The following is an 18887-nucleotide window of genomic DNA, read 5'->3' as shown; positions in this document are numbered from 1 at the left end:
GCTGACACCTTCCAGGGAGAGCAGATGAGCGGCGCCGATCTGAGCGATGCGTTGAGCGACATGTGGCGTTCCGTGTTGTTGTTCGTGCCGACGGCGCTGGCCTTCCTCGCCATCCTGCTCATCGGCTACGTGCTGGCCCGGCTGGTCCGCACGGTGGTGGTCAAGACCCTGCGCCGGATCGGCTTCGACCGGGCGGTCGAACGCGGCGCGATCGGCAAGGCACTGGGCGGCCGGGTGGAGCCCAGCGACCTCTGCGCCAAGATCGCGTTCTACGCGGTGCTGCTCTTCGCGCTCCAGCTGGCCTTCGGTATCTGGGGCCCGAACGCGGTCAGCGACCTGCTCACCGCGCTGATCGGCTGGCTGCCCCGGGCCTTCGTGGCCATCGTGATCATCGTGGTGGCCGCGGCGATCGGCGGGGCGGTCCGGGACCTGATCGGCAGCGCGCTCGGCGGTCTCGCGTACGGGCGGGTGCTCGCGCAGGTGGCGTACTGGCTGATCGTGGCCCTGGGGGTCATCGCGGCGCTGGAGCAGGTGCAGATCGCCACGGCGGTGACCCAGCCGGTGCTGATCGCGGTGCTGGCGACCGTGGCCGGGGTGGTCATCGTCGGTGTCGGCGGCGGACTGATCCGCCCGATGCAGCGGCGCTGGGAGGTCTGGCTGGAGCGGGCGAGCGCGGAGTCGGCGGCGATCCGGGAGCACGCCCGCAGCTACGCGGACGAGCGGGCCCGGGCCGAGGCCGAGAAGAAGGCGGCCGAGGAAGAAGCGGCCCGGCGCGCGGCGGCGTTGGCGGCTGAGCAGGCGCGGCTGGCTGAGCAGGCGCGGGTCGAAGAAGCAGAGCGGCGCAAGCGGGAGGACGCGGCGGCTGAGGCAGCGCGGGCTGAGGCTGCGGAAGCTGAGGCGCGGGCGGCTGAGGCTGCGGCTCGGGCGGCTGAGGAGGCTGCGCGGGCGGCTGAAGAGGCTGCGCGGGAGCGGGCGGCGGCTGCTGCGGCGGCGGAGAAGACGCAGGTCATTCCTATGCAGCGGCCTTGGCCGGGCAGTGATGATCGGCCGCATGTGGTGCCCGGCTTCGACGACCCGGAGCCGGCGGAGTCGGCTGAGACGACGACCTGGTTGCATCGCGACGCCGGCCGGGACGCAGCTGGCCGGCCGGAGGACGGCACCGATACCGCTTCGCATGCGGGTGGCCAGGCGGAGAAAGACGCCAGCGCCGATGACGGCGCCGACACTCATGCTCGTTCGGATGATGCGCGGGGCGCGGGAGGAAAACCGGGCCAGGACGCTGCCGGAGCTGTCTCGGCGTCGGCGGCCGGCTCGTCGCAGGTGGATAGCGGGTCTGAGCCGGAAACCGCCGATGACGCAGCCCCGGGCCGACCGGACGCGACCGCCGACACGACCGGCGGGGGAGCGCCGGCGGAAGCGGGCGACAGCGGGGACGCCTCGGGCTCGGCGGACGACGCCGCGGAGACGACGGCGGATGTCACCGCCCGGCCGAGCGGGACAGAGGCCGATCCGGACAGCACGGTCGCGATCTCGCGCAGTGAGCTGCGCCAGGCGCTGCCCCAGCAGAGCAACCCCGCGGACGGCGAGAAGACCCAGGTCATCCGGGTACGCCGGGACGACGGGCCGGCCACCTGACGGCGGACACGAAAGGGGGCCGGCACCGGATGATCCGGTACCGGCCCCGAATGGTCGGTGTGGCCTGTCAGCGAGAAATCAGGGCAGGGTACGGGCGAGCGAGCAGACCGCCAGCAGGCGGTTGAGCACCCAGTCGTTCTCGGTCCAGTCGATCGGGCCGGCCGGCGGGCGCCAGCCGTGCTTGAACGCCGCGTCGCGGACACCCTCCGCGTAGGCGGCGAGGATGACCGCCGTCAGCGGGCGGACGTCCGACGACAGGCTGTCGCGGATGCCCGCGGCGTGCTGGTCGACGGTGGCGAGCAGTCCCGGGGACTGCGTCGCGGCATCGAGGCCGTCGGCGCCGACGGAGATCATCAGCTCCTCGAGGCAGGCGTGGGCGGAACGCAGGGCAGCACGGGCGGCAGCGCCGCTGAACAGGCCATTCATAAGATGCAAAGGTAGGGATCGCGGGGTAGCCAACGGTGTCCCCGATCGGTGCAGCTCGGTTGAACTCGCGCCGATGGGGAAAGCCTGGAACCGGACCTAGAGCCCAGGGAGGCACGGATGGTGGACGGCCCGGACAGCGAGCACCGGCGGCCCGACGGAGTGGACGACGTCACGGTGGAGGCGCTGGGCAAGCTCAGCGAGGCCCTCGAGACGGTCGAGCGGGTGCGCGGGCACCTGTATTCGCTGCACCAGCTGGTCGGCGAGGCCGATTTCAAGCTCGACGAAGCCGTCTCGCTCTTGGTGCAGGCCGGGCAGCCGAAGCTCGCGGAACGGATCGCGCAGGAGCTGATCGGGCGCAACGTCGTGCCGGGGCACTGGACGTTCCAGCTCGTCGAGGAATTCGATGACGGCTACTACGCCGAGTTCCGTGCGCTCGAGAAGGACGCCCGCGACGAGCTGGCCGGCGGCCGCCGTCACCTCTACGAGGCCGAGCTGAAGGAACGCCGGCGCACCCGGGGACGCGAGGGCCACGAGGCCCGCTGACGGGACCACGCGTGAAAGGTCCCGAGCCCGCTGGGCTCGGGACTCCGGGTGGTGACGCGGAGAGGTCCGGGGACTACTCCGTCGTAGGCCGGCGACGCTGGGTGTCGTCGGCGATGATCACAGCGGCAACGAGCAGAGCGACCACCACGGCGAAGAGCCAGGAGGCGTCGTCGATGAGCTGGGCGGCGGCAGGGGCCTGGAACGCGGCGAGCAGAAAACCCACCCACGCGAGGCGGCGCTGACGCTCGGACAGAAAACCGGCTGAACGCATCCGGATATTGTGGCCCGATTTGGGTGCTTCACCGTCACCCTTTCGGCCGATCTCGGGTTGTCCGATGGTGCCTACTGCGCAGCGTCATCGTCGGTCCACGGGTGGTTCGCGACCCGTGTTCGCGCTGCTCGCCGCCATGATCGTGGGCCTTTTCGGGGCCGGTTGCGCTCCGGTGACGACGTTGGGCGCCCGGCAGATGCCGGCTGCGGACGGCCCGCAGGAGCACGTGCTGGCGGGCGCGTTGCACGGCCGTACGGGTGCGTTTCTGATTGTCCGGGACTCCGCGTCGCGGGTCGAGGTCCGCCTTGCGGACCTGCCGGGCCTGCTCTACCGGATCAGCACCCCGGCCGATTCGGGCCTCGCGCCGGCGGTCACCGGCACCCACGGCCGGGTCCGGCTGGGCCTGCGCCCGACCGGCGCCGACGGCCCGGACACCGTGGAGATCCTGCTGAACCGGGCGGTGAGCTGGGACATCCGGCTCCCGGCGGGGGCCGGTGAGCAGCACCTGGACCTGTCGGCCGGCCGGCTGCGCCGCCTGGAACTCGGCTCCGGCACCGGCCTGGTCAGCATGCGCCTCCCGGCGCCCCGCGGCACGGTCCCGATCATCGTGGCCGGCGGAGTGGGCGAGGTGGCGGTCGCGCTGCCCCCGGGTACGCCGCTCCGCCTGCACCTCCGAGGCGGCGCAGGCCTGGTCGCCGTCCCGTGGGCGGGCCGGACCCGAGCCCCGACCAACACAGTTCTGGCCCCGGCAACCTGGTCCGAAGCCCCGGACCGCTACACGATGAACGTAGGAACCGAGGTAGGCAGCGTCACCGTCTGGGGCTGAACCCTGGCGACCGGCCAGAAACTAGTGTGGTCCGCTGCGGCCGGTGGTGCTGGGGCGGTATTCGCGGTCCGGGTCCGTCTGGCCCGCCTCGTTCTCCGTCGTCACCTGGGCGTCGTGGCCGAAGGCCTGTTCCAGGCCCGCGTCGTTGTCCGTCGGGTCGCCCTGGCCGTCGGTGTCCCAGCTGGCCATCGCCTCGCTGAGGTCCTTCACCGAGGTCTTCTCCTCGTCGCGCCACACGCCGTCTTCGCGATCAGTCATGTCTGTGGCGTACCCGGGGTCCGGGACGGCGAAACGGCCGCCGGTGAGCCGGCGGCCGTTCCGTTCTTCACGCGATCATGCTCCCGGGCGGTCCACCTGGCCGCGCCAGGCGCCGGACTCGGTGCCGCGCTGCTCGATGTACTCCTTGAAGCGCTTCATGTCGCCCTTGACCTGGCGGTCGAGGAAGCCGAGCTTGTCGCCGGCCGTCTCCGCCACGCCCTGCGGCTCGAAGTCCATCTGGCAGGTGACGCGGGTGGTGGTGTCGCTGAGCCGGTGGAAGGTCACGACGCCGGCCTGCTTGGAGCCTTCGATCGAGGTCCAGGCCACCCGCTCGTCGGGCAGCTGCTCGGTGATCTTGGCGTCGAACTCCCGCTTGACCCCGTCGATGTTGGTCTTCCAGTGCGTGGTGGTGGCGTCGAGCTGCTTGATCTCCTCGACGCCGCCCATGAAGCGAGGGAACTCCTCGAACTGGGTCCACTGGTTGTACGCGGTGGTTACCGGGACGTTGACGTCAACGGACTCGGTGACTGTACTCACGGTGATTCCCCTTCAGTTTTGTTGCCCCGCCTTGCTGTGGTGCCCGGGTCGCTCTCGCGACCCGTCTCCAGGAAACGTGCCCGGCCTCGGGACGGCTAAACCGGGTCGTCGGGTTCCTCACGGGGCGGCAGCGGCGGGTCCGGGTCCTCCTTGCCGGCCTGGAGCTGACGGCCGCGCTGCACCTCGGCGTTGATCTCGACGCCGAGCATCAGGGCGGAGTTGGACAGGTAGAGCCAGACCAGGAAAGCGATGACAGCGCCGAGGCTGCCGTACGTCTTGTCGTAGGAGGCGAAGTTCGCCACGTACAGGCCGAAGCCGAAGGTGGCGACGGCCCAGGCCAGCAACGCCACCACGCCGCCGAGCGTCAGCCAGCGGAAGCGCGGCTGCTTGACGTTGGGCGCGATCCAGAACAGCAGCGAGAGCAGCAGCATCAGGATCAGCACCAGGACGGGCCAGCGGCCGATCGAGTACGTGAGCTTGGCCGCCTCGCCGGCGTGCAGGGCGTTGCCGACCGCGTCCACCAGCGGACCGCTGATCACCAGGCCGGCCGCGACCGTGGCCATCAGGACCAGGGCGATCGCGCTCAGGCCGATCTGCAGCGGGCGCAACTTCCACCAAGCCCGTCCCTCGCGCACCCCGTAGATCCGGTTCGACGCGCGGGTGAAGACCCCGACGTAGTTCGACGCCGACCACAGGGCGCCGAGCAGACCGAAGCCGAGCAGCACCTTCGCGGAGCTCTGCTGCACGATGATCGCGTCCAGCACGCTCCTGAGACTCTGGTCGGCGACGATCGAGCCGGCTCCCAGGTCCTCCAGGATGCCGAGGATCGAGTTGACCGCCGTACGGCCGTCGGTGACCAGGTTGACCAGGGCGACCACGACGATGCCGACGGGGAAGACGGCCAGCACCGCGTTGTAGGTCAGGGCGGCGGCCAGGTCACCGCAGTCGTCGTCGAGGAAGCCGTTGGCACTGCGCCACAACACCCCGCGCCAGGTCGACCAGCGCAACTGGCGCAGGCGTGTGGGCAGCGGAGTTGCCTCGGTACGGGCCGTGGCGGCAGTCATGGTGGGGCTCCTCATCCGTCACGCCGTGCACACACAGCACTACCCGCGCCTTGTTTGCGACAAACTCGAACGGGTAGGGCGAGCGCGACGAGAGGCGGCGGGTGACGTGGAACGAGCGGACGCGATAGTCATCGGAGCGGGACACAACGGGCTGGTGGCCGCGAACCTGCTGGCCGATGCCGGCTGGAGTGTCGAAGTGCTGGAGGCCACGCCGCATCCCGGCGGTGCCGTGCGCTCGGGCTACGTGACAGCCCCGGGCTACCTGAGCGACCTGTTCAGCTCGTTCTACCCGCTGGGCTACGCCTCGCCGGTGATGCGCGGGCTGGAGCTCGGCGACCACGGGCTGAGCTGGACCAACGCCCCTGACGTGCTGACCCATCTGCTGCCGGACGGCCGGGCGGCCACCGTCAACCGCGACGTCGAGACCACCATGGCCTCGATGGAGCAGTTCGCCCCCGGGGACGGGGAGCGGTGGCTGCACGCGTACGACGACTGGCGGAACGTCTCCCAGCAGATGCTCGACGTGCTCTTCACGCCGTTCCCGCCGGTGCGTTCCGGTCTGGAACTGGCCCGCCAGCTCAAGGTCGGCGGCGCGCTGCGGCTGGCCCGGCGGCTCGTGCTGTCCGTCCGCCAGCTGGGCGCCGAGCTGTTCGAGGGCGAGGGGGCCCAGCTCGCCCTGGCCGGCTGCGCCCTGCACACGGACCTGTCACCGGAGGACGCGGGCGGCGGCGTCTACGGCTGGCTGCTGGCCATGCTGGGCCAGGAGTACGGCTGGCCGGTCCCGGTCGGCGGCGCCCAGCAGATCACCTCCGCGCTGGTCGCGCGCCTGGAGTCGCGCGGCGGGCGGATCACCTACGACACCCCGGTGACCCGCATCCTGGTCGCGCGGGGCAAGGCGATGGGGGTACGCACGGCGGACGGCCGCAACTGGCGCGCCCGCCGGGCCGTGCTCGCCGACGTACCGGCCCCGGCGCTGTACCTGGACATGGTCGGCTCGCGGTGGCTGCCCTCGCGGTTCCAGGAGGACCTGGAGTTCTTCCGCTGGGACGGCGCCACCGTCAAGGTCGACTGGGCGGTCAACGGCAAGATCCCCTGGAAGAACCCGGCCGCCGCCGGCTCGGGAACGGTGCACCTGGGTGCGGACCTGAACGGCCTGACCCGGTACGCGGCCCACCTGGCCGTCGACGAGATGCCGCCGGACCCGTTCCTGCTGCTGGGGCAGATGACCACCGCGGACCCGTCGCACTCGCCGGAGGGCACCGAGTCGGTGTGGGCGTACACCCACCTGCCGCACCGCAAGAAGTGGGCCGCCGAGGACATCGCCGCCCACGTCGAGCGCATGGAGGCCGTGCTGGAGGCGCAGGCGCCCGGCTTCGGCCGGCTGGTCGTCGGGCGCAACGTCTTCTCCCCGGCCGACCTGGAACGGGAGGATCCGTCACTGGTCGGCGGGGCCCTGGGCGGCGGTACGGCGGCCGCGTTCCAGCAGCTCTTCCTGCGCCCGATCCCCGGGCTGGGCCGGCCGGACACCCCGGTGGACCGGCTGTTCCTGGCCAGTGCCTCGGCGCACCCGGGCGGCGGCGTGCACGGGGCGCCGGGGGCGAACGCGGCCCGGGCGGCGCTGGCCCGCGACCGCGCGCTGACCGGCCGGCTCTACGAGGCCGCGATCAGCACCGCCCACAAAGCGATCTACCGCTGACGGTCAGCGGCGGCGCACCAGCGCCGCCGCGGCCGCACCCAGTCCCGCGCTGACGACGCCCGCGACCAGCGGCTTGTGCATCGCCGCCCAGAGGGCGAACGAGCTGGTCCGCGACTGGTCGTCGAAGACGCCGTGGGCGCCGTGGTCGCGTTCCTCGTCGGCCGGTTTGTCGACGTTGTCCTGCCAGGTCGCCAGGTCGATCGGGTCGGCGGTCTGCTGGCCCTCGTAGCCCTGCTTGTCGCGCGACAGGTACCGGTCGAGCAGACCCGGCGCGACGATGTTGCCCAGCCGGGTCTTCAGGGTCGGGCCGCCGACGTTGATCTCGCGCTTGCCGTGGTCGGCCACCCAGAGCACCGCCCGGGCCACCACCTCCGGCTGGTAGATCGGCGGCACGGGCTGCGGGTGCCGGGGCAGCCGGGTCCGCACCCAGGAGAACTGCGGGGTGTTGACCGCCGGCAGCTGGACCATCGACAGCTTCACCCGGTTGCCGTCGTGCAGCAGCTCGGCGCGCAGCGAGTCGTTGAAACCCTGGATGGCGTGCTTGGTGGCGCAGTACGGCGCCTGCAGCGGGATGCCCCGGTAGGCCAGCGCGGAGCCGATCTGCACGATCGCACCGTGCCCGGCCGGGCGCATGTGCCGCAGCGCCGCGAGCGTGCCGTGCACCGTGCCGAGAAAGTTGACCTCGGTGACCCGCTTGTACTCGGCCGGGGTGACCTCCCAGGCCGGGGCGAAGACCGAGACCATCGCGTCGTTGACCCAGACGTCGATGCCGCCCCAGGCGCGCACGACCTCGTCGGCGACCTCCTGCACCGCCTCGGCGTCGGCCACGTCGACCTGGAACGTCCGTACGTCGGCGGCACCGGCGGCGCGGGCCTCCAGCGAGGCGCCCTCGAGCCCGGCCCGGCCGCGGGCGATCAGGGCGAGCTTGGCGCCGCGGGCCGCGTACGCCGCGGTGACCGCCCGCCCGACCCCGGCACTCGCGCCGGCGATGACCACGACCTGACTCATGCCTCGGCCCCCTTGCTGGCCGAGCGCAGCACAATGTCGCTCAGCCGGCGCAGCGACTCGATGTTGCGCCGGTGCAGCACCAGGTCGTTGAGCTTGTTGCGGACGAACAGCAGCGGCCCGGCCTCGAAGTCCTCTTTCATGGTGATCCGGGTGCCGCCCTCGGCCAGCGGATCCAGCACGATCTCCACGACGGCCGAGCCGAGCGGCCAGAGGCCTGCCCGCAGCTTCAGCAGCCGGTCCGGCACCATGGCCAGCACCGTCGAGCTGTCCTGCAATGACAGCGGCCACGGTCCGGCCTTGTGGTGCAGCTCGGCACCCACCTGGGGCCAGTGCTCGTCCACGTCTCTGATGTGCACCGTGCCGACAACCCAGTCGCTGTAGGTCCACCCGTCCGCCAGCACGGCGAAGACCCGCTCCGGGGAAGCCTGGACGTTACGCTTGACGATAGCCACGAGGCACACGTACCCGCACTTGGCATGTTTACGCTTTTGAGTGACGGGCATGTCTCGCCGCGTATCACAGCCTCAACTCCGGTCTTTCTCCCGGAATCAAGCTGTTGGAGGAGGACCCCGTGCGTATCGCGATGATCTCCGAGCACGCGAGCCCGCTGACCACCCGCGACACCACCGGCGCCCAGCAGCGCCACGTAGCCGAGCTGTCCGCCGCGCTGGCCGAGCAGGGCCATGAGGTGCGGGTCTACACCCGTCGCGACGACCCGCACCTGCCCGCCATCGTGAAGATGAGCGAGGGCGTGCACGTCGTGCACGTGCCGGCCGGCCCCGCGCTGGCCCTGCCGCCCGAGCAGCTGCTGTCCCACATGGGCGATTTCGCCCAGTGGCTGCGCACCGAGTGGCGCGACACCGACTGGCTGCCCGAGGTCGCCCACGCCCACTTCTGGACCAGCGGCCTGGCCGCGGTCACCGCCGCCCGCCAGGTCGGCATCCCGGTCGTCCAGTCGTTCCACGAGCTCGGTGAGGCCGGGCCGGCCGGCGGCGGAGCCACCCGGGCCGGCTACGAGCGCGCGCTGGGCCGGGCGGTCGACCGGGTCGTCGCCCAGACCCAGAACGAGGCACGAGGTCTCGTGCGCATCGGTGTGCCGCGGACCCAGCTGACCGTGGTGCCCGCCGGCGTCGACAGCGAGCGGTTCACCCCGGAGGGCCCGACGGTCGAGCGCGACCCGGAACGTCCCCGCATCCTGTCCGTCGGCCGACTGGTCGAGCGCAAGGGCTACGGCGACGTCATCCAGGCCATGCGCTACCTCCCCGGCGCCGAATACGTCGTGGTCGGCGGCCCGTCCGCGGCCCAGCTCGCCACCGATCCGCAGGCCAAGAAGCTGCGTGCGCTGGCCGAGCACTACCAGGTCGCCGACCGGGTGCGGCTGGTCGGCGGCGTGCCCAGCGCCGACATGCCCCGTTGGTACCGCTCGGCCGACCTGCTGGTCGCCGCGCCGTGGCAGGAGCAGTTCGAGCTGGCCCCGCTGGAGGCTATGGCCTGCGGCGTGCCGGTGATCGGCACCTCGGTCGGCGGCATCAACGAGACCGTCGTCGACGGCCTCACCGGCGACCTGGTCCCGGCCCGCGACCCGCGGGCGCTGGGCGGCGCGCTGCGCCGGCTGGTCAACGACAAGGTGCGGCGGTTCGCGTACGCGACAGCGGCGCTGGACCGGGCCCGTCAGGCGTACTCGTGGAAGCGGGTCGCCGCGCAGGTCGGCTCGGTCTACGCGGCGGTCTCCGGCCGCAAGCCCAGCGAGACGGGCGCCGAGGCGACGGTGTAGCCCGGGGTCCACCGATCGGTTGACCGGTGGACTCGCGAGCTGGTCGATCCGCCGCCCGGCGTCCGCTGCGACGCTGGGCTCATGACAGTCATCACCGTCGACCACCTGCAGAAACGCTACGGCGACACCGTGGCGGTCCGGGACGTGTCGTTCACCGTCGAGCGCGGTGAGATCTTCGGCGTCCTGGGCCCCAACGGTGCCGGCAAGACCACCACCGTCGAGTCGATCGCCGGGCTGCGTACGCCGGACGCCGGCACGATCACCGTGCTGGACCGTGATCCCCGCGACCCGGAGCTGCGCCGGCTGGTCGGCGTGCAGCTGCAGGAGAGCCGGCTCGCCGAGAAGATGACCGTGGGCGAGGCCCTGGAGCTGTACGCCGCGTTCTACCCCGAGCCCGCCGACTGGCGCCGCCTCGCCGACGAGCTCGGCCTCGGCAGCAAGCTGACGACCCGCTACGGCAAGCTCTCCGGCGGGCAGAAGCAGCGCCTGTCCATCGCCCTGGCCCTGATCGGCAACCCGGCCGTCGCGATCCTGGACGAGCTCACCACCGGCCTGGACCCGCAGGCCCGGCGGGACACCTGGGAGCTGGTCGAGTCCGTCCGCGACCGCGGGGTCACGGTGCTGCTGGTGACCCACTTCATGGAGGAGGCCGAGCGGCTCTGCGACCGGGTCGCCCTGATCGACGCGGGCGCGGTCGTGGCCCTGGACACCCCCGCCGGGCTGGTCGCCCGGGTCTCGGCCGAGCAGCGGATCCGCTTCCGGCCGTCCGTACCGCTGGACGACAGCGTGCTCACCGGCCTGGCCGAGGTCCGCGAGGTCCGCCGGCACGGCACCCGGCTCGAGGTGATCGGCGAGGGCAACGTGCTGCACGCCGTCACGGCGGCCCTGGCCGCGCACCGGATCATCGCCAACGAACTGCGCGTCGAGCGGGCCAGCCTGGACGACGCGTTCGTCCGGCTGACCGGGCGCGCCGGCACGGGGGAGCAGTCCTGATGCACGTCTTCGCCAAACTGACCCGGTCCGAGTTCCGGTTGCTGCTGCGCGAACCGATGCAGCTGTTCTGGATCTTCGTCTTCCCGTCGCTGCTGGTGGTCATCCTCGGTTGCGTACCGCCGTTCCGGGAGCCCAGCGCCGACCTCGGCGGCCTGCGCGTGGTCGACCTGTACGTGGCCATCGCGATCATCCTGACCCTGGCCTCGCTCGCGTTGCAGGTGGCGCCGATGGTGCTGGCCACGTACCGGGAGCGGGGGATCCTGCGCCGGCTCGCCACCACCCCGGCCCGGCCCGTCGCGCTGCTCGGCGCCCAGCTGGTGATGAGCCTGCTGACCGCGATCGGCGCGGTGGTCCTGCTGCTGCTGGTCGGCCGGCTGGTCTTCGACGTGGCGCTGCCCCGGCAGGTCGCCGGTTTCGCGGTCGCCTTCCTGGCCACCGCCGGCGCCGCGTTCGCCATCGGGTTGTTGGTGGCCGCGGTGGCGCCCGGGGGCAAGGCGGCCAACACCATCAGCACGCTGCTGTTCTTCCCGCTCATGTTCTTCGCCGGGCTGTGGACGCCGCGCGAGGTGTTTCCCGAGGCGCTGCGGCGGATCGCGGACCTGACGCCGCTGGGTGCGGGCGAGCGGGCGGTGCAGGACGCGATGAGCGGGCAGTGGCCGGCCTGGGGATCGCTTACCGTGCTGGTGGCGTACATGCTGGTGTTCGGGCTGGCGGCGGCCAGACTGTTCCGCTGGGAGTGAAGACGATGTCCGAGGTCAAGCGGCTGGAGATGCGGCAGCGCCGGGCCGACCGGCGGATGCTGCTGATGCCGTACGCGGCGCTGCTGGGATCGACCGTGCTGGTGGTCGTGGCCGGCGACATCGGCCTGCCCCGGCAGGGACTGCCGGTCACCTTCGCCGTCGTGGCGGTCACAGTCGCCTGGCTGCTCTGGATGGTCACGCCGCATCCCGGGTGGCAGAGCGGGACCCGTCCCGGGGCCGTGTTCTTCGCCGGTCTGCTGGTGCTCATCGTGCTGCTGGTGTGGTGTCACCCGATCTACGGCTTCTTCGCCTGGACCGGCTACCTGTACGCGGTCTCCAGCCTGCGCGGCCGGTGGCGCCTGGCCGGCGCCGCCGCGGTCGCCTGCTGCACGGCGGTCTCGCAGGTCGGCGGCTTCGGCAACCTCACCACGGCGCGCATCTGGGTGGCGTTCGCCTTCCTGCTGGCGTTCAACATCAGCATCGCGGTGACGATGACCCACCTGTCCATCATGAACAGCGACCACGCGGCCCAGCGGGCCGAGATGCTGCGCCGGCTCACCGAGGCCAACGACAAGCTGGCCCGGGCGCTGAGCGAGAACGCGGGACTGCACGAGCAGCTGCTGGTGCAGGCCCGCGAGGCCGGCGTCCTGGACGAGCGCCAGCGGATGGCCGGGGAGATCCACGACGTGCTGGCCCAGGGGCTGACCGGCATCGTCACCCAGCTCGAGGCGGCCGACCAGGCGGCCGGCCGGGAGAGCGACCGGCGCCGGCACCTGGACACCGCGAAGCAACTGGCCCGCGACAGTCTGACCGAGGCCCGCCGCTCGGTGCAGGCGTTGCGTCCGCAGCCACTCACGCAGGCGGCTCTGCCGGAGGCGCTGGGCGAGGTGGTCGACGGCTGGGCGGCCCGCCACGGGGTGGCCGCCCAGCTGATCACCACCGGCACCGCGCGGCCCCTGCTGCCGGAGATCGAGGCGACCCTGCTGCGCATCGCCCAGGAGGCGCTGGCCAACGTGGCCCGGCACGCGGGCGCGAAACGGGTCGCGCTGACCCTGTCCTACATGGAGGACGTGGTGACGCTGGACGTCCGCGACGACGGCACCGGCTTCGACCCGGCGCGTGGTCGCGCGCAGGGATACGACGGCGGCTACGGCCTGACGGCCATGCGGGAACGGGTACGGCGGATCGCGGGCACCCTGGAGGTGGAGTCGGAACCGGGCGCGGGCACAGCGATCTCGGCGTGCGTACCGGCGCTGCACGAGGCGGCCGCCGCATGATCGGTCTGCTGATCGTCGACGACCACCCGGTGGTCCGCGACGGCCTGCGCGGCATGTTCGCCGGTGATGAGCGCTTCCGGGTGCTGGGCGAGGCGGCCGACGGCAACGAGGCGCTGGCGGTGGCCCGGGCGGTCCAGCCCGACGTCGTGCTGATGGACCTGCGGATGCCGGGGATGGACGGCGTGACGGCCATCCGGGCGCTGCGCGAACAGGGTGTGCCGGCCCGGGTGCTGGTGCTGACCACGTACGACACGGACAGCGACGTCCTGCCGGCGATCAAGGCGGGTGCGACCGGTTACCTGCTCAAAGACGTACCCCGGGAGGAGCTGTTCCGGGCGGTGTCGGCGGCGTACCGCGGGGAGTCGGTGCTGTCCCCGGCCGTGGCCGGGCGGCTGATGGGCGAGTTGCGCTCCCCGGCCCGCGAGGAGCTGAGCCAGCGCGAGTTGGAGGTGCTGGGCCTGATCGCGCAGGGCTGCTCCAACCGGGAGACCGCGAGCCGCCTGTTCATCAGCGAGGCGACGGTGAAGACGCATCTGCTGCACGCGTACGCGAAGCTCGGCGTCCGCGACCGCGCGGCGGCGGTCGCGGCGGCCTATGCCCGGGGTCTGCTCGGCGGAGGTACGCCCTAGGCTGCGGTGATGCGGAGCATCGTCGTGCACATGCAGACCACGCTGGACGGGCGCATCGCCGGGGCGGACGGGCAGTTCTGGGAGCCGTTCCCGTGGGGCGAACCCGAGTCCGCCTACCTCAACGGCTTCTTCCGGCAGGCCGGCACCTGGGCGATGAGCCGGGTCATGTACGACGCGATCGTGCCCTGGTGGGAGACCGTGGCCCGCGGAGAGCTGCCCGACGACGTGGCCGAGCTCGGACCGGCCGACCGCGAGTTCGCGCGGCTGCTGGCCGGGATGCGCAAGGTCGTCTTCTCCCGGTCCCGGCCCGGCGCCCTCAGCGGTGACCTGGTCGCCGGCCTGCGCGCGCTGGACGGCCGGATCGTGCTCTCCGCCGGGCCCGCCACGCTCGGCCCGCTGCTCGACGCGGACTGCCTCGTCGACGAGCTGCTGCTCGCGGTGCACCCGGTCGTGCTGGGGGAGGGCCCCGGGTTGTTCGACCACGCCACCGCCGGGCGGGCGCTGCGACTGGTGGAGAGCAGGCCGTTCGACGGCGGCGCGGTCGTGCTGCGCTACGCCGCCGGCACCGGTTCGCCGCGGTAGGTGCCGAACGACCACAGGTTGCCCTCCGGGTCGCGGACGGCGAACTCCCGCGAGCCGTAGTCGGTCACGTTCAGCTCGCGGGTCACGGTCGCCCCGGCCTTCACAGCCCGGTCGTGCAGGCCGTCCGGGTCGTCGGTGACCACGTACGCGCCGAAGGTGCCCGGCCGCAGTGCCCACGGGTCGTCCGGATCGTCGCGGTGCGAGCCGAGCATGATGCCGCCGCCCGGGGGCCAGGCCAGCTCGGCGTGCGCGACCTGGTCGCCCTCGCCGTGGACGGCGACCTCCACGAAGCCGAAAGCGTCGACGAGGAAACGGATCAGGGCCCGGGCGTCGCGGGCCCGCAGGGTGGGCCACACCTGCGGTGGCGGAGTCCTCGGATCAGTCATGACCCTCATCCTGCGCGCCGGACCGCGGATGGTCTTGGACGAAAGTGAACTCGTCGGCGAGCCACCGCGACGGTGAGCAGCCGGCCAGGGACCGGAACTCGCGGGCCAGGTGCGCCTGATCGTAGAAGCCGGTGTCGGCGGCGAGCCGGGCCAGCGGCGTGCCCGGGGTCAACCGGCGCCGGGCCCGGTCGAAGCGGACCACCCGGGCGGCCTCCTTGAGCCCGAGGCCGGTCTCGACCCGGAACCGGTCGGTCAGGTGGCGCGGGCTCCAGCCGACCTCGCCGGCCAGGTCGCGGACCGGCAGCCGGCCGCCGGTGGCCAGCAGCCGGCGGAACGCGTACGAGACGTCGGGATGCACCTCGGCCTCGTGGCGCCGGGCCCGGGCCAGCAGGGCGGCGTCCACGGCCGCGAAGCGATCGGGCCAGCTCCGCGCGGCCAGCAGCCGGGCGCGCAGCCGCTCGACGCCGAGGCCGCCGAGCACGTCGGCGAGGTCGAGGTCCAGGCCGGCCAGCTCACCGGCGGGCAGGCCGAACAGGGTGCGGCAGCCGAGCGGGTGCACGGCCACCTGGACGCCGGACTGCCGGCCACCGTGGGCGATCAGGGCCGGGGCCAGGTGCAGGCCGCCGAGCAGGGCGTCGTAGCTGCCCGGGGCCTGGCGGCCGTCCGGGTGGGCGTGCACGACGAGCGGATCGTCGAGGGTGAGCACGAGTGTGAGGTACGGCGAGGGCAGCCCCCGGTGGGTCGTCGGCGGCACCCCGCACTGCCGCCAGCCGGAGTAGTGCGCGACGTACGGCCGCAGCGCCGCCGCCGGTCGCGCCCGCGCGGACTCGTCCACCACCATGGTCCGAGCATCCCACCGGGACGCGGGCCGGCCCAGGGCCCCGCCGGTCACCAGGTCTCCGGCGCGGCCCCGGGCCGGGAATCAGTCGGCCAGGGCCTTGGCCAGGGCGTCCCGGAAGGCACGCTCGTTGTCGGTCACGGTGTCCCCGCCGATGCCCAGCACACCACCGGACGAGGCCGCACCGACCACGCTCTCGGCGATCTCCACCAGCCAGTGCTTGTACGTCTCCGCGTCCGCGGGATCGGCCTTGGCGGCCAGCAGGGCGGACGCCTCGGCGGCGCGGCCCACGACGTCCTGGCCGTAGCCCACCGGGTCGGCCGGCTCGATGGCCGGCAGCTCCTCGCCCCGGTCGGGGTCGCCGGTCTGGTCCAGCACCGCCGTGGCGATCGCGGTGACCAGCCGGCTGGCCGAGCCCCGCGCGTCGGAGATCTGGTCGAGGCCGGCAGCCGTCTCGGCCCGGGTCTTGCGGGCGCTGTCGTGCGTCGCCACGCTGGCGGCGGTCAGCACCGACTGCGGAAGGCCGACCAGCAGCCCCCACTCGGCGTCGGTGAAGCCGAAGGTGGCGTACAACGGTTCGTCGGTCACGGAATCCTCACTCACTTTTTCTTCTCAGCGACCAGCAGCGCGTGCTCCTGGACGACGGGCACTGAGAGCGTCTTGTAGCCGACCTCGTCGAAGAGCACGGTCATGCGATCCTCCTCGTACCCCATCACCATGCCGGGACCCCACTCGGCGTGCCGCACCGTGCTGTGCACGGCGAACGGCTCGTCGCCGGTCTCCTCCTCGGTCTCCTCGGCCACGCCGTCGGCACAGTTGTCGCAGTGCCCGCAACGCTCGGCGAGATCCTCGCCGAAGTAGGCCAGCAGAGTCTGGGAACGACACGCGTTGCTCTGCGCGTACCCGCGCATCATGTCGGTGCGGGAGCGTTGCACGACCTGCTGGCGCTCGTACTCGGCGAGGGCGGCCTCGGCCGCCGCGGCCGGCAGCGGGGCGAAGACCGGGACCGTCCACTTGTTGCCGCTGCCGGCGACCGCCGCGCCGACCTGCTCCAGCAGGCTCAGCAGCTGGCCCAGCTTGCGCGGGCCGAGGCCGGTCTTGTCCTTCAGCGCGGTCTTGGTGGCCGGTCCGGCCCGCAGGGCGGCGGCCAGCTCGCGGATCTCGGCCACCTCGGGCGAGCCGCCGGTGAAGAAGCGCTGGATCGCCTCGTCCTCGGAACGCCACAGCAGCAGCGCCCGGCTCGGCTCGCCGTCGCGGCCCATCCGGCCGATCTCCTGGAAGTAGCTGTCCGGGGAGTCGGGCAGGGCGACGTGCGCGACCCAGCGGATGTTGGGCTTGTCGATGCCCATGCCGAACGCCGACGTGGCCACCATGACGTCGACCTTGTCGGCGAGGAAGTCCTCGTGGGCCTGCTCGCGGGCGCCACCGGCCATCCCGCCGTGATAGAACGTGGCGCTGTAGCCGGCCTCGGTCAGGCGCTCGGCGAGCTCCTCGGCGGCGCGCCGGGTGGGGACGTAGACGATCCCCGGCCGCTCGGTCTCGTCCAGCAGCGTGGTGAGCCGGCGCCACCGGTAGGCCTCGTCCGGGCAGTACGCGACCTCGAGGAACAGGTTGCGCCGGTCCAGGCCGGAGACGTGGATCTCGGGCTTGTTCAGGTGCAGCCGGGCGATGATGTCGTCGCGGACCGGCGGCGAGGCGGTGGCGGTCAGCGCGAGCACCGGCGGCCGGCCGATGCCCTTGATCAGGTGCCCGAGGGAGAGGTATTCCGGGCGGAAGTCGTGGCCCCAGGCGGAGATGCAGTGCGCCTCGTCGATCGCGACCAGGCCCGGGCGCAGGGCGCGGACCTCGGCCAGCCGTTCCGGGTTGGCCAGCTGCTCCGGGGTGATGAAGAGGAACTCGGCGCGGCCCTCCTGAATCTCCCGGATCGCCTCGCGCTGCTGGTGGGGGGTCTCGGCCGAGCTGACCCGCACGGCGCGCACGGCCGGGTCGTCCCGCTCGTTGAGGGCGGCGATCTGGTCCTGCTGCAGGGCCAGCAGCGGTGAGATCACCACTGTCGGCCCGGGCAGCAGGACCGCCGGGATCTGGTAGATCGCCGACTTGCCGGCGCCGGTGGGCAGGACGACGAGGGCGTCGCGGCGGCGCAGCACGGCCCGCATGGGCTTGAACTGGCCGGGGCGCAGGTCGGGCCAGCCGAAATGCTTGCGGGCGACCTTGCGCAGGCGCGGGCCGTAGATGGGTAGCTTCATCGAGCGGCCATTGTGCCCCACGGGTGTGACACCCAAACGCTACGAGTGCTTGGGCAGGATGTGCTCGGCGTAGAGATCGAACAGGCCCTGCCAGTGCGGGCCGGTGTTGGCCACGTAGACCTCGTCGAAGCCCGCCTGGGCGTACTTGTCGATCATCTCCAGGTGGGCCGCCGGGTCGTTGCCGCAGACGAAGGCCTCCTTGACCATGTCCTGGGTGACGAGCTGCGAGGCCTGCTCGAAGTGCTTGGGCGAGGGCAGGACCTGGGAGAGCTCGCCGGGCACGCCGGCGTTCGGCCACTTCTCGTACGCGATCCGCGCACCTTCCTCCTCGCTGGTGGCGAACGCAGCCTTGAAACCGGCCTGACAGGTGCGGTCACCGCCGCCCTCGTTGCGGAACTGCTGGACCATGTCGCCGTCGGGCATCGTGCTGATGTAGCCCTCGGCGATCCGCGCCGCCACCGACGTCGCCTTGGGGCCGAAGCCGGACATGAGGATCTCGACCGGCTTCTCCGGCAGCGTGTAGACCCGCGCGTTCTCCACGGTGTAGTGCTTGCCGCGGTGCGACACCGTGCCGCCCTTCCACAGCTCGCGCATGATCTCGACGGCCTCCTCCAGCATCTCCAGGCGCACGTCGGCCTCGGGCCAGGCGTCGCCGAAGATGTGCTCGTTGAGGGCCTCGCCGGTGCCGATGCCGAGCCGGAACTTCCCGCCGGTCAGCACCGCGCTGGTCGCGGCGGCCTGGGCGATCACGGCGGGATGGATGCGTACGGTCGGGCAGGTGACCGCGGTGGTGATGGGCAGGGAGCAGGCCTGGCTGAGGGCACCGATGGTGGACCAGACGAACGCGCTCTGCCCCTGGGCGTCGACCCACGGGTGGTAGTGGTCGGAGATCCACAGGGCGGAGAAGCCGGCGCGCTCGGCGCCCTTGGCCTGCTCGATGAGCTCCGCGGGGGTGTATTCCTCGCTGGACAGGAAGTATCCGATTCGCATACCGGGCGGATACCCCGGTTATTTGCCACCGAACATCCGGCGGATGGCCCACAACAGGATCAGGGCCCCGAGCGCGACGCCGAGCAGGCGCACCGCGTGCACCTCGGACCAGTCCACGCCGGAGGCTGCCAGAACGGGCGTCGCCCACTGTGTCCGCACGCAGGAAGC

The 18887-nt window shown here is 72.3% G+C and carries 23 protein-coding genes; 10 read left to right on the top strand and 13 right to left on the bottom strand.

Going from position 1 to position 18887, the window contains the following annotated elements; genetic code table 11:
* Nucleotides 1-24 precede the first annotated feature (24 nt).
* Nucleotides 25-1635: a mechanosensitive ion channel family protein gene (locus ACZ6S4_RS36435; protein WP_465479263.1), complete on the top strand. Its 1611-nt coding sequence runs from the start codon at nt 25-27 to the stop codon at nt 1633-1635.
* A 78-nt stretch (nt 1636-1713) separates the two neighbouring features.
* Here ACZ6S4_RS36435 and ACZ6S4_RS36430 read toward each other — a convergent pair whose 3' ends face one another.
* A complete protein-coding gene (locus ACZ6S4_RS36430) occupies nt 1714-2061 on the bottom strand; it encodes a DUF6401 family natural product biosynthesis protein (RefSeq protein WP_465479262.1) in 348 nt (115 codons plus the stop codon).
* 117 nt (nt 2062-2178) lie between these two features.
* Between ACZ6S4_RS36430 and ACZ6S4_RS36425 the strand changes: the two genes are divergently transcribed.
* Nucleotides 2179-2604: a hypothetical protein gene (locus tag ACZ6S4_RS36425; protein WP_465479261.1), complete on the top strand. Its 426-nt coding sequence runs from the start codon at nt 2179-2181 to the stop codon at nt 2602-2604.
* A 73-nt stretch (nt 2605-2677) separates the two neighbouring features.
* On the opposite strand, the gene ACZ6S4_RS36420 is transcribed toward ACZ6S4_RS36425, so the two are convergent.
* Nucleotides 2678-2875 (bottom strand): hypothetical protein, encoded by a 198-nt coding sequence (locus tag ACZ6S4_RS36420; protein WP_212990676.1) that lies wholly within the window; start codon nt 2873-2875, stop codon nt 2678-2680.
* A gap of 115 nt (nt 2876-2990) precedes the next feature.
* Between ACZ6S4_RS36420 and ACZ6S4_RS36415 the strand changes: the two genes are divergently transcribed.
* On the top strand, nt 2991-3701 hold the full coding sequence (locus ACZ6S4_RS36415; protein ID WP_465479260.1) for a hypothetical protein: 711 nt from the start codon (nt 2991-2993) through the stop codon (nt 3699-3701).
* A gap of 21 nt (nt 3702-3722) precedes the next feature.
* Here ACZ6S4_RS36415 and ACZ6S4_RS36410 read toward each other — a convergent pair whose 3' ends face one another.
* The 3 genes from ACZ6S4_RS36410 to ACZ6S4_RS36400 form a co-directional block, all read right to left on the bottom strand.
* On the bottom strand, nt 3723-3959 hold the full coding sequence (locus ACZ6S4_RS36410) for a hypothetical protein (RefSeq protein ID WP_465479259.1): 237 nt from the start codon (nt 3957-3959) through the stop codon (nt 3723-3725).
* Nucleotides 3960-4034: 75 nt separating this feature from the next.
* Entirely contained in the window at nt 4035-4496 is a 462-nt protein-coding gene (locus tag ACZ6S4_RS36405) for an SRPBCC family protein (RefSeq protein WP_360553324.1), read from the bottom strand.
* Nucleotides 4497-4591: 95 nt separating this feature from the next.
* The gene (locus tag ACZ6S4_RS36400; RefSeq protein ID WP_465479258.1) at nt 4592-5560 is read right to left on the bottom strand and encodes a YihY/virulence factor BrkB family protein; all 969 of its coding nucleotides are present in this window, start codon (nt 5558-5560) and stop codon (nt 4592-4594) included.
* 106 nt (nt 5561-5666) lie between these two features.
* On the opposite strand from ACZ6S4_RS36400, the gene ACZ6S4_RS36395 reads away from it, so the two are divergent.
* Complete coding sequence (locus ACZ6S4_RS36395) at nt 5667-7256, top strand: phytoene desaturase family protein (protein ID WP_465479257.1); 1590 nt, start codon at nt 5667-5669, stop codon at nt 7254-7256.
* 3 nt (nt 7257-7259) lie between these two features.
* Here the strand turns inward: ACZ6S4_RS36395 and ACZ6S4_RS36390 are convergent, their stop codons facing one another.
* Nucleotides 7260-8264, bottom strand: coding sequence for an SDR family oxidoreductase (locus ACZ6S4_RS36390; protein WP_465479256.1), 1005 nt, complete (start codon nt 8262-8264; stop codon nt 7260-7262).
* Nucleotides 8261-8716, bottom strand: coding sequence for an SRPBCC family protein (locus tag ACZ6S4_RS36385; RefSeq protein ID WP_465479255.1), 456 nt, complete (start codon nt 8714-8716; stop codon nt 8261-8263). Before ACZ6S4_RS36385 ends, ACZ6S4_RS36390 begins: the two co-directional genes overlap by 4 nt.
* Before the next feature lie 119 nt (nt 8717-8835).
* Between ACZ6S4_RS36385 and ACZ6S4_RS36380 the strand changes: the two genes are divergently transcribed.
* The 6 genes from ACZ6S4_RS36380 (at nt 8836) to ACZ6S4_RS36355 (ending at nt 14259) form a co-directional block, all read left to right on the top strand.
* Entirely contained in the window at nt 8836-10038 is a 1203-nt protein-coding gene (locus tag ACZ6S4_RS36380; RefSeq protein WP_465479254.1) for a glycosyltransferase, read from the top strand.
* An 81-nt stretch (nt 10039-10119) separates the two neighbouring features.
* Nucleotides 10120-11031: an ABC transporter ATP-binding protein gene (locus ACZ6S4_RS36375; protein ID WP_465479253.1), complete on the top strand. Its 912-nt coding sequence runs from the start codon at nt 10120-10122 to the stop codon at nt 11029-11031.
* Complete coding sequence (locus tag ACZ6S4_RS36370) at nt 11031-11771, top strand: ABC transporter permease (RefSeq protein WP_465479252.1); 741 nt, start codon at nt 11031-11033, stop codon at nt 11769-11771. Before ACZ6S4_RS36375 ends, ACZ6S4_RS36370 begins: the two co-directional genes overlap by 1 nt.
* 5 nt (nt 11772-11776) lie before the next feature.
* Entirely contained in the window at nt 11777-13048 is a 1272-nt protein-coding gene (locus tag ACZ6S4_RS36365; protein ID WP_465479251.1) for a sensor histidine kinase, read from the top strand.
* Nucleotides 13045-13677 (top strand): response regulator, encoded by a 633-nt coding sequence (locus ACZ6S4_RS36360; protein ID WP_465479250.1) that lies wholly within the window; start codon nt 13045-13047, stop codon nt 13675-13677. The genes ACZ6S4_RS36365 and ACZ6S4_RS36360 overlap by 4 nt, the downstream gene beginning before the upstream one ends.
* Nucleotides 13678-13686: 9 nt before the next feature.
* Nucleotides 13687-14259, top strand: a complete 573-nt coding sequence (locus ACZ6S4_RS36355) for a dihydrofolate reductase family protein (protein ID WP_465479249.1) — start codon at nt 13687-13689, stop codon at nt 14257-14259.
* Here the strand turns inward: ACZ6S4_RS36355 and ACZ6S4_RS36350 are convergent.
* The 6 genes from ACZ6S4_RS36350 to ACZ6S4_RS36325 form a co-directional block, all read right to left on the bottom strand.
* The gene (locus ACZ6S4_RS36350) at nt 14229-14645 is read right to left on the bottom strand and encodes a VOC family protein (RefSeq protein WP_465479248.1); all 417 of its coding nucleotides are present in this window, start codon (nt 14643-14645) and stop codon (nt 14229-14231) included. The genes ACZ6S4_RS36355 and ACZ6S4_RS36350 overlap by 31 nt on opposite strands.
* Nucleotides 14638-15486 carry a helix-turn-helix domain-containing protein gene (locus ACZ6S4_RS36345; RefSeq protein ID WP_465479247.1) on the bottom strand — a complete coding sequence of 283 codons (849 nt, stop codon included), beginning with the start codon at nt 15484-15486 and terminating at the stop codon, nt 14638-14640. Before ACZ6S4_RS36345 ends, ACZ6S4_RS36350 begins: the two co-directional genes overlap by 8 nt.
* An 81-nt stretch (nt 15487-15567) precedes the next feature.
* Nucleotides 15568-16071 (bottom strand): hypothetical protein, encoded by a 504-nt coding sequence (locus ACZ6S4_RS36340; RefSeq protein ID WP_465479365.1) that lies wholly within the window; start codon nt 16069-16071, stop codon nt 15568-15570.
* A gap of 11 nt (nt 16072-16082) precedes the next feature.
* Nucleotides 16083-17729, bottom strand: coding sequence for a RecQ family ATP-dependent DNA helicase (locus tag ACZ6S4_RS36335; protein WP_465479246.1), 1647 nt, complete (start codon nt 17727-17729; stop codon nt 16083-16085).
* A 39-nt stretch (nt 17730-17768) separates the two neighbouring features.
* Nucleotides 17769-18719, bottom strand: a complete 951-nt coding sequence (locus ACZ6S4_RS36330; protein ID WP_465479245.1) for a TIGR03557 family F420-dependent LLM class oxidoreductase — start codon at nt 18717-18719, stop codon at nt 17769-17771.
* A gap of 18 nt (nt 18720-18737) precedes the next feature.
* Nucleotides 18738-18878: a hypothetical protein gene (locus ACZ6S4_RS36325; RefSeq protein ID WP_433720108.1), complete on the bottom strand. Its 141-nt coding sequence runs from the start codon at nt 18876-18878 to the stop codon at nt 18738-18740.
* Nucleotides 18879-18887 lie beyond the last annotated feature (9 nt).

The sequence above is a fragment of the Actinoplanes sp. NPDC051405 genome (genome assembly GCF_055586185.1).
Note: the sequence above shows the minus strand (reverse complement) of the source record. Positions and strands in the feature narration are given on the sequence as shown.

Bases quoted from the DNA above. Each gene is read 5' to 3' on its own strand.
- ACZ6S4_RS36410 (WP_465479259.1), bottom strand. From the start codon at position 3,959: ATGACTGATCGCGAAGACGGCGTGTGGCGCGACGAGGAGAAGACCTCG.
- ACZ6S4_RS36350 (WP_465479248.1), bottom strand. From the start codon at position 14,645: ATGACTGATCCGAGGACTCCGCCACCGCAGGTGTGGCCCACCCTGCGG.
- ACZ6S4_RS36420 (WP_212990676.1), bottom strand. From the start codon at position 2,875: ATGCGTTCAGCCGGTTTTCTGTCCGAGCGTCAGCGCCGCCTCGCGTGG.
- ACZ6S4_RS36345 (WP_465479247.1), bottom strand. From the start codon at position 15,486: ATGGTGGTGGACGAGTCCGCGCGGGCGCGACCGGCGGCGGCGCTGCGG.
- ACZ6S4_RS36435 (WP_465479263.1), top strand. From the start codon at position 25: ATGAGCGGCGCCGATCTGAGCGATGCGTTGAGCGACATGTGGCGTTCC.
- ACZ6S4_RS36425 (WP_465479261.1), top strand. From the start codon at position 2,179: ATGGTGGACGGCCCGGACAGCGAGCACCGGCGGCCCGACGGAGTGGAC.
- ACZ6S4_RS36355 (WP_465479249.1), top strand. From the start codon at position 13,687: ATGCGGAGCATCGTCGTGCACATGCAGACCACGCTGGACGGGCGCATC.
- ACZ6S4_RS36390 (WP_465479256.1), bottom strand. From the start codon at position 8,264: ATGAGTCAGGTCGTGGTCATCGCCGGCGCGAGTGCCGGGGTCGGGCGG.
- ACZ6S4_RS36365 (WP_465479251.1), top strand. From the start codon at position 11,777: ATGTCCGAGGTCAAGCGGCTGGAGATGCGGCAGCGCCGGGCCGACCGG.
- ACZ6S4_RS36375 (WP_465479253.1), top strand. From the start codon at position 10,120: ATGACAGTCATCACCGTCGACCACCTGCAGAAACGCTACGGCGACACC.
- ACZ6S4_RS36330 (WP_465479245.1), bottom strand. From the start codon at position 18,719: ATGCGAATCGGATACTTCCTGTCCAGCGAGGAATACACCCCCGCGGAG.
- ACZ6S4_RS36360 (WP_465479250.1), top strand. From the start codon at position 13,045: ATGATCGGTCTGCTGATCGTCGACGACCACCCGGTGGTCCGCGACGGC.
- ACZ6S4_RS36400 (WP_465479258.1), bottom strand. From the start codon at position 5,560: ATGACTGCCGCCACGGCCCGTACCGAGGCAACTCCGCTGCCCACACGC.
- ACZ6S4_RS36370 (WP_465479252.1), top strand. From the start codon at position 11,031: ATGCACGTCTTCGCCAAACTGACCCGGTCCGAGTTCCGGTTGCTGCTG.
- ACZ6S4_RS36335 (WP_465479246.1), bottom strand. From the start codon at position 17,729: ATGAAGCTACCCATCTACGGCCCGCGCCTGCGCAAGGTCGCCCGCAAG.
- ACZ6S4_RS36430 (WP_465479262.1), bottom strand. From the start codon at position 2,061: ATGAATGGCCTGTTCAGCGGCGCTGCCGCCCGTGCTGCCCTGCGTTCC.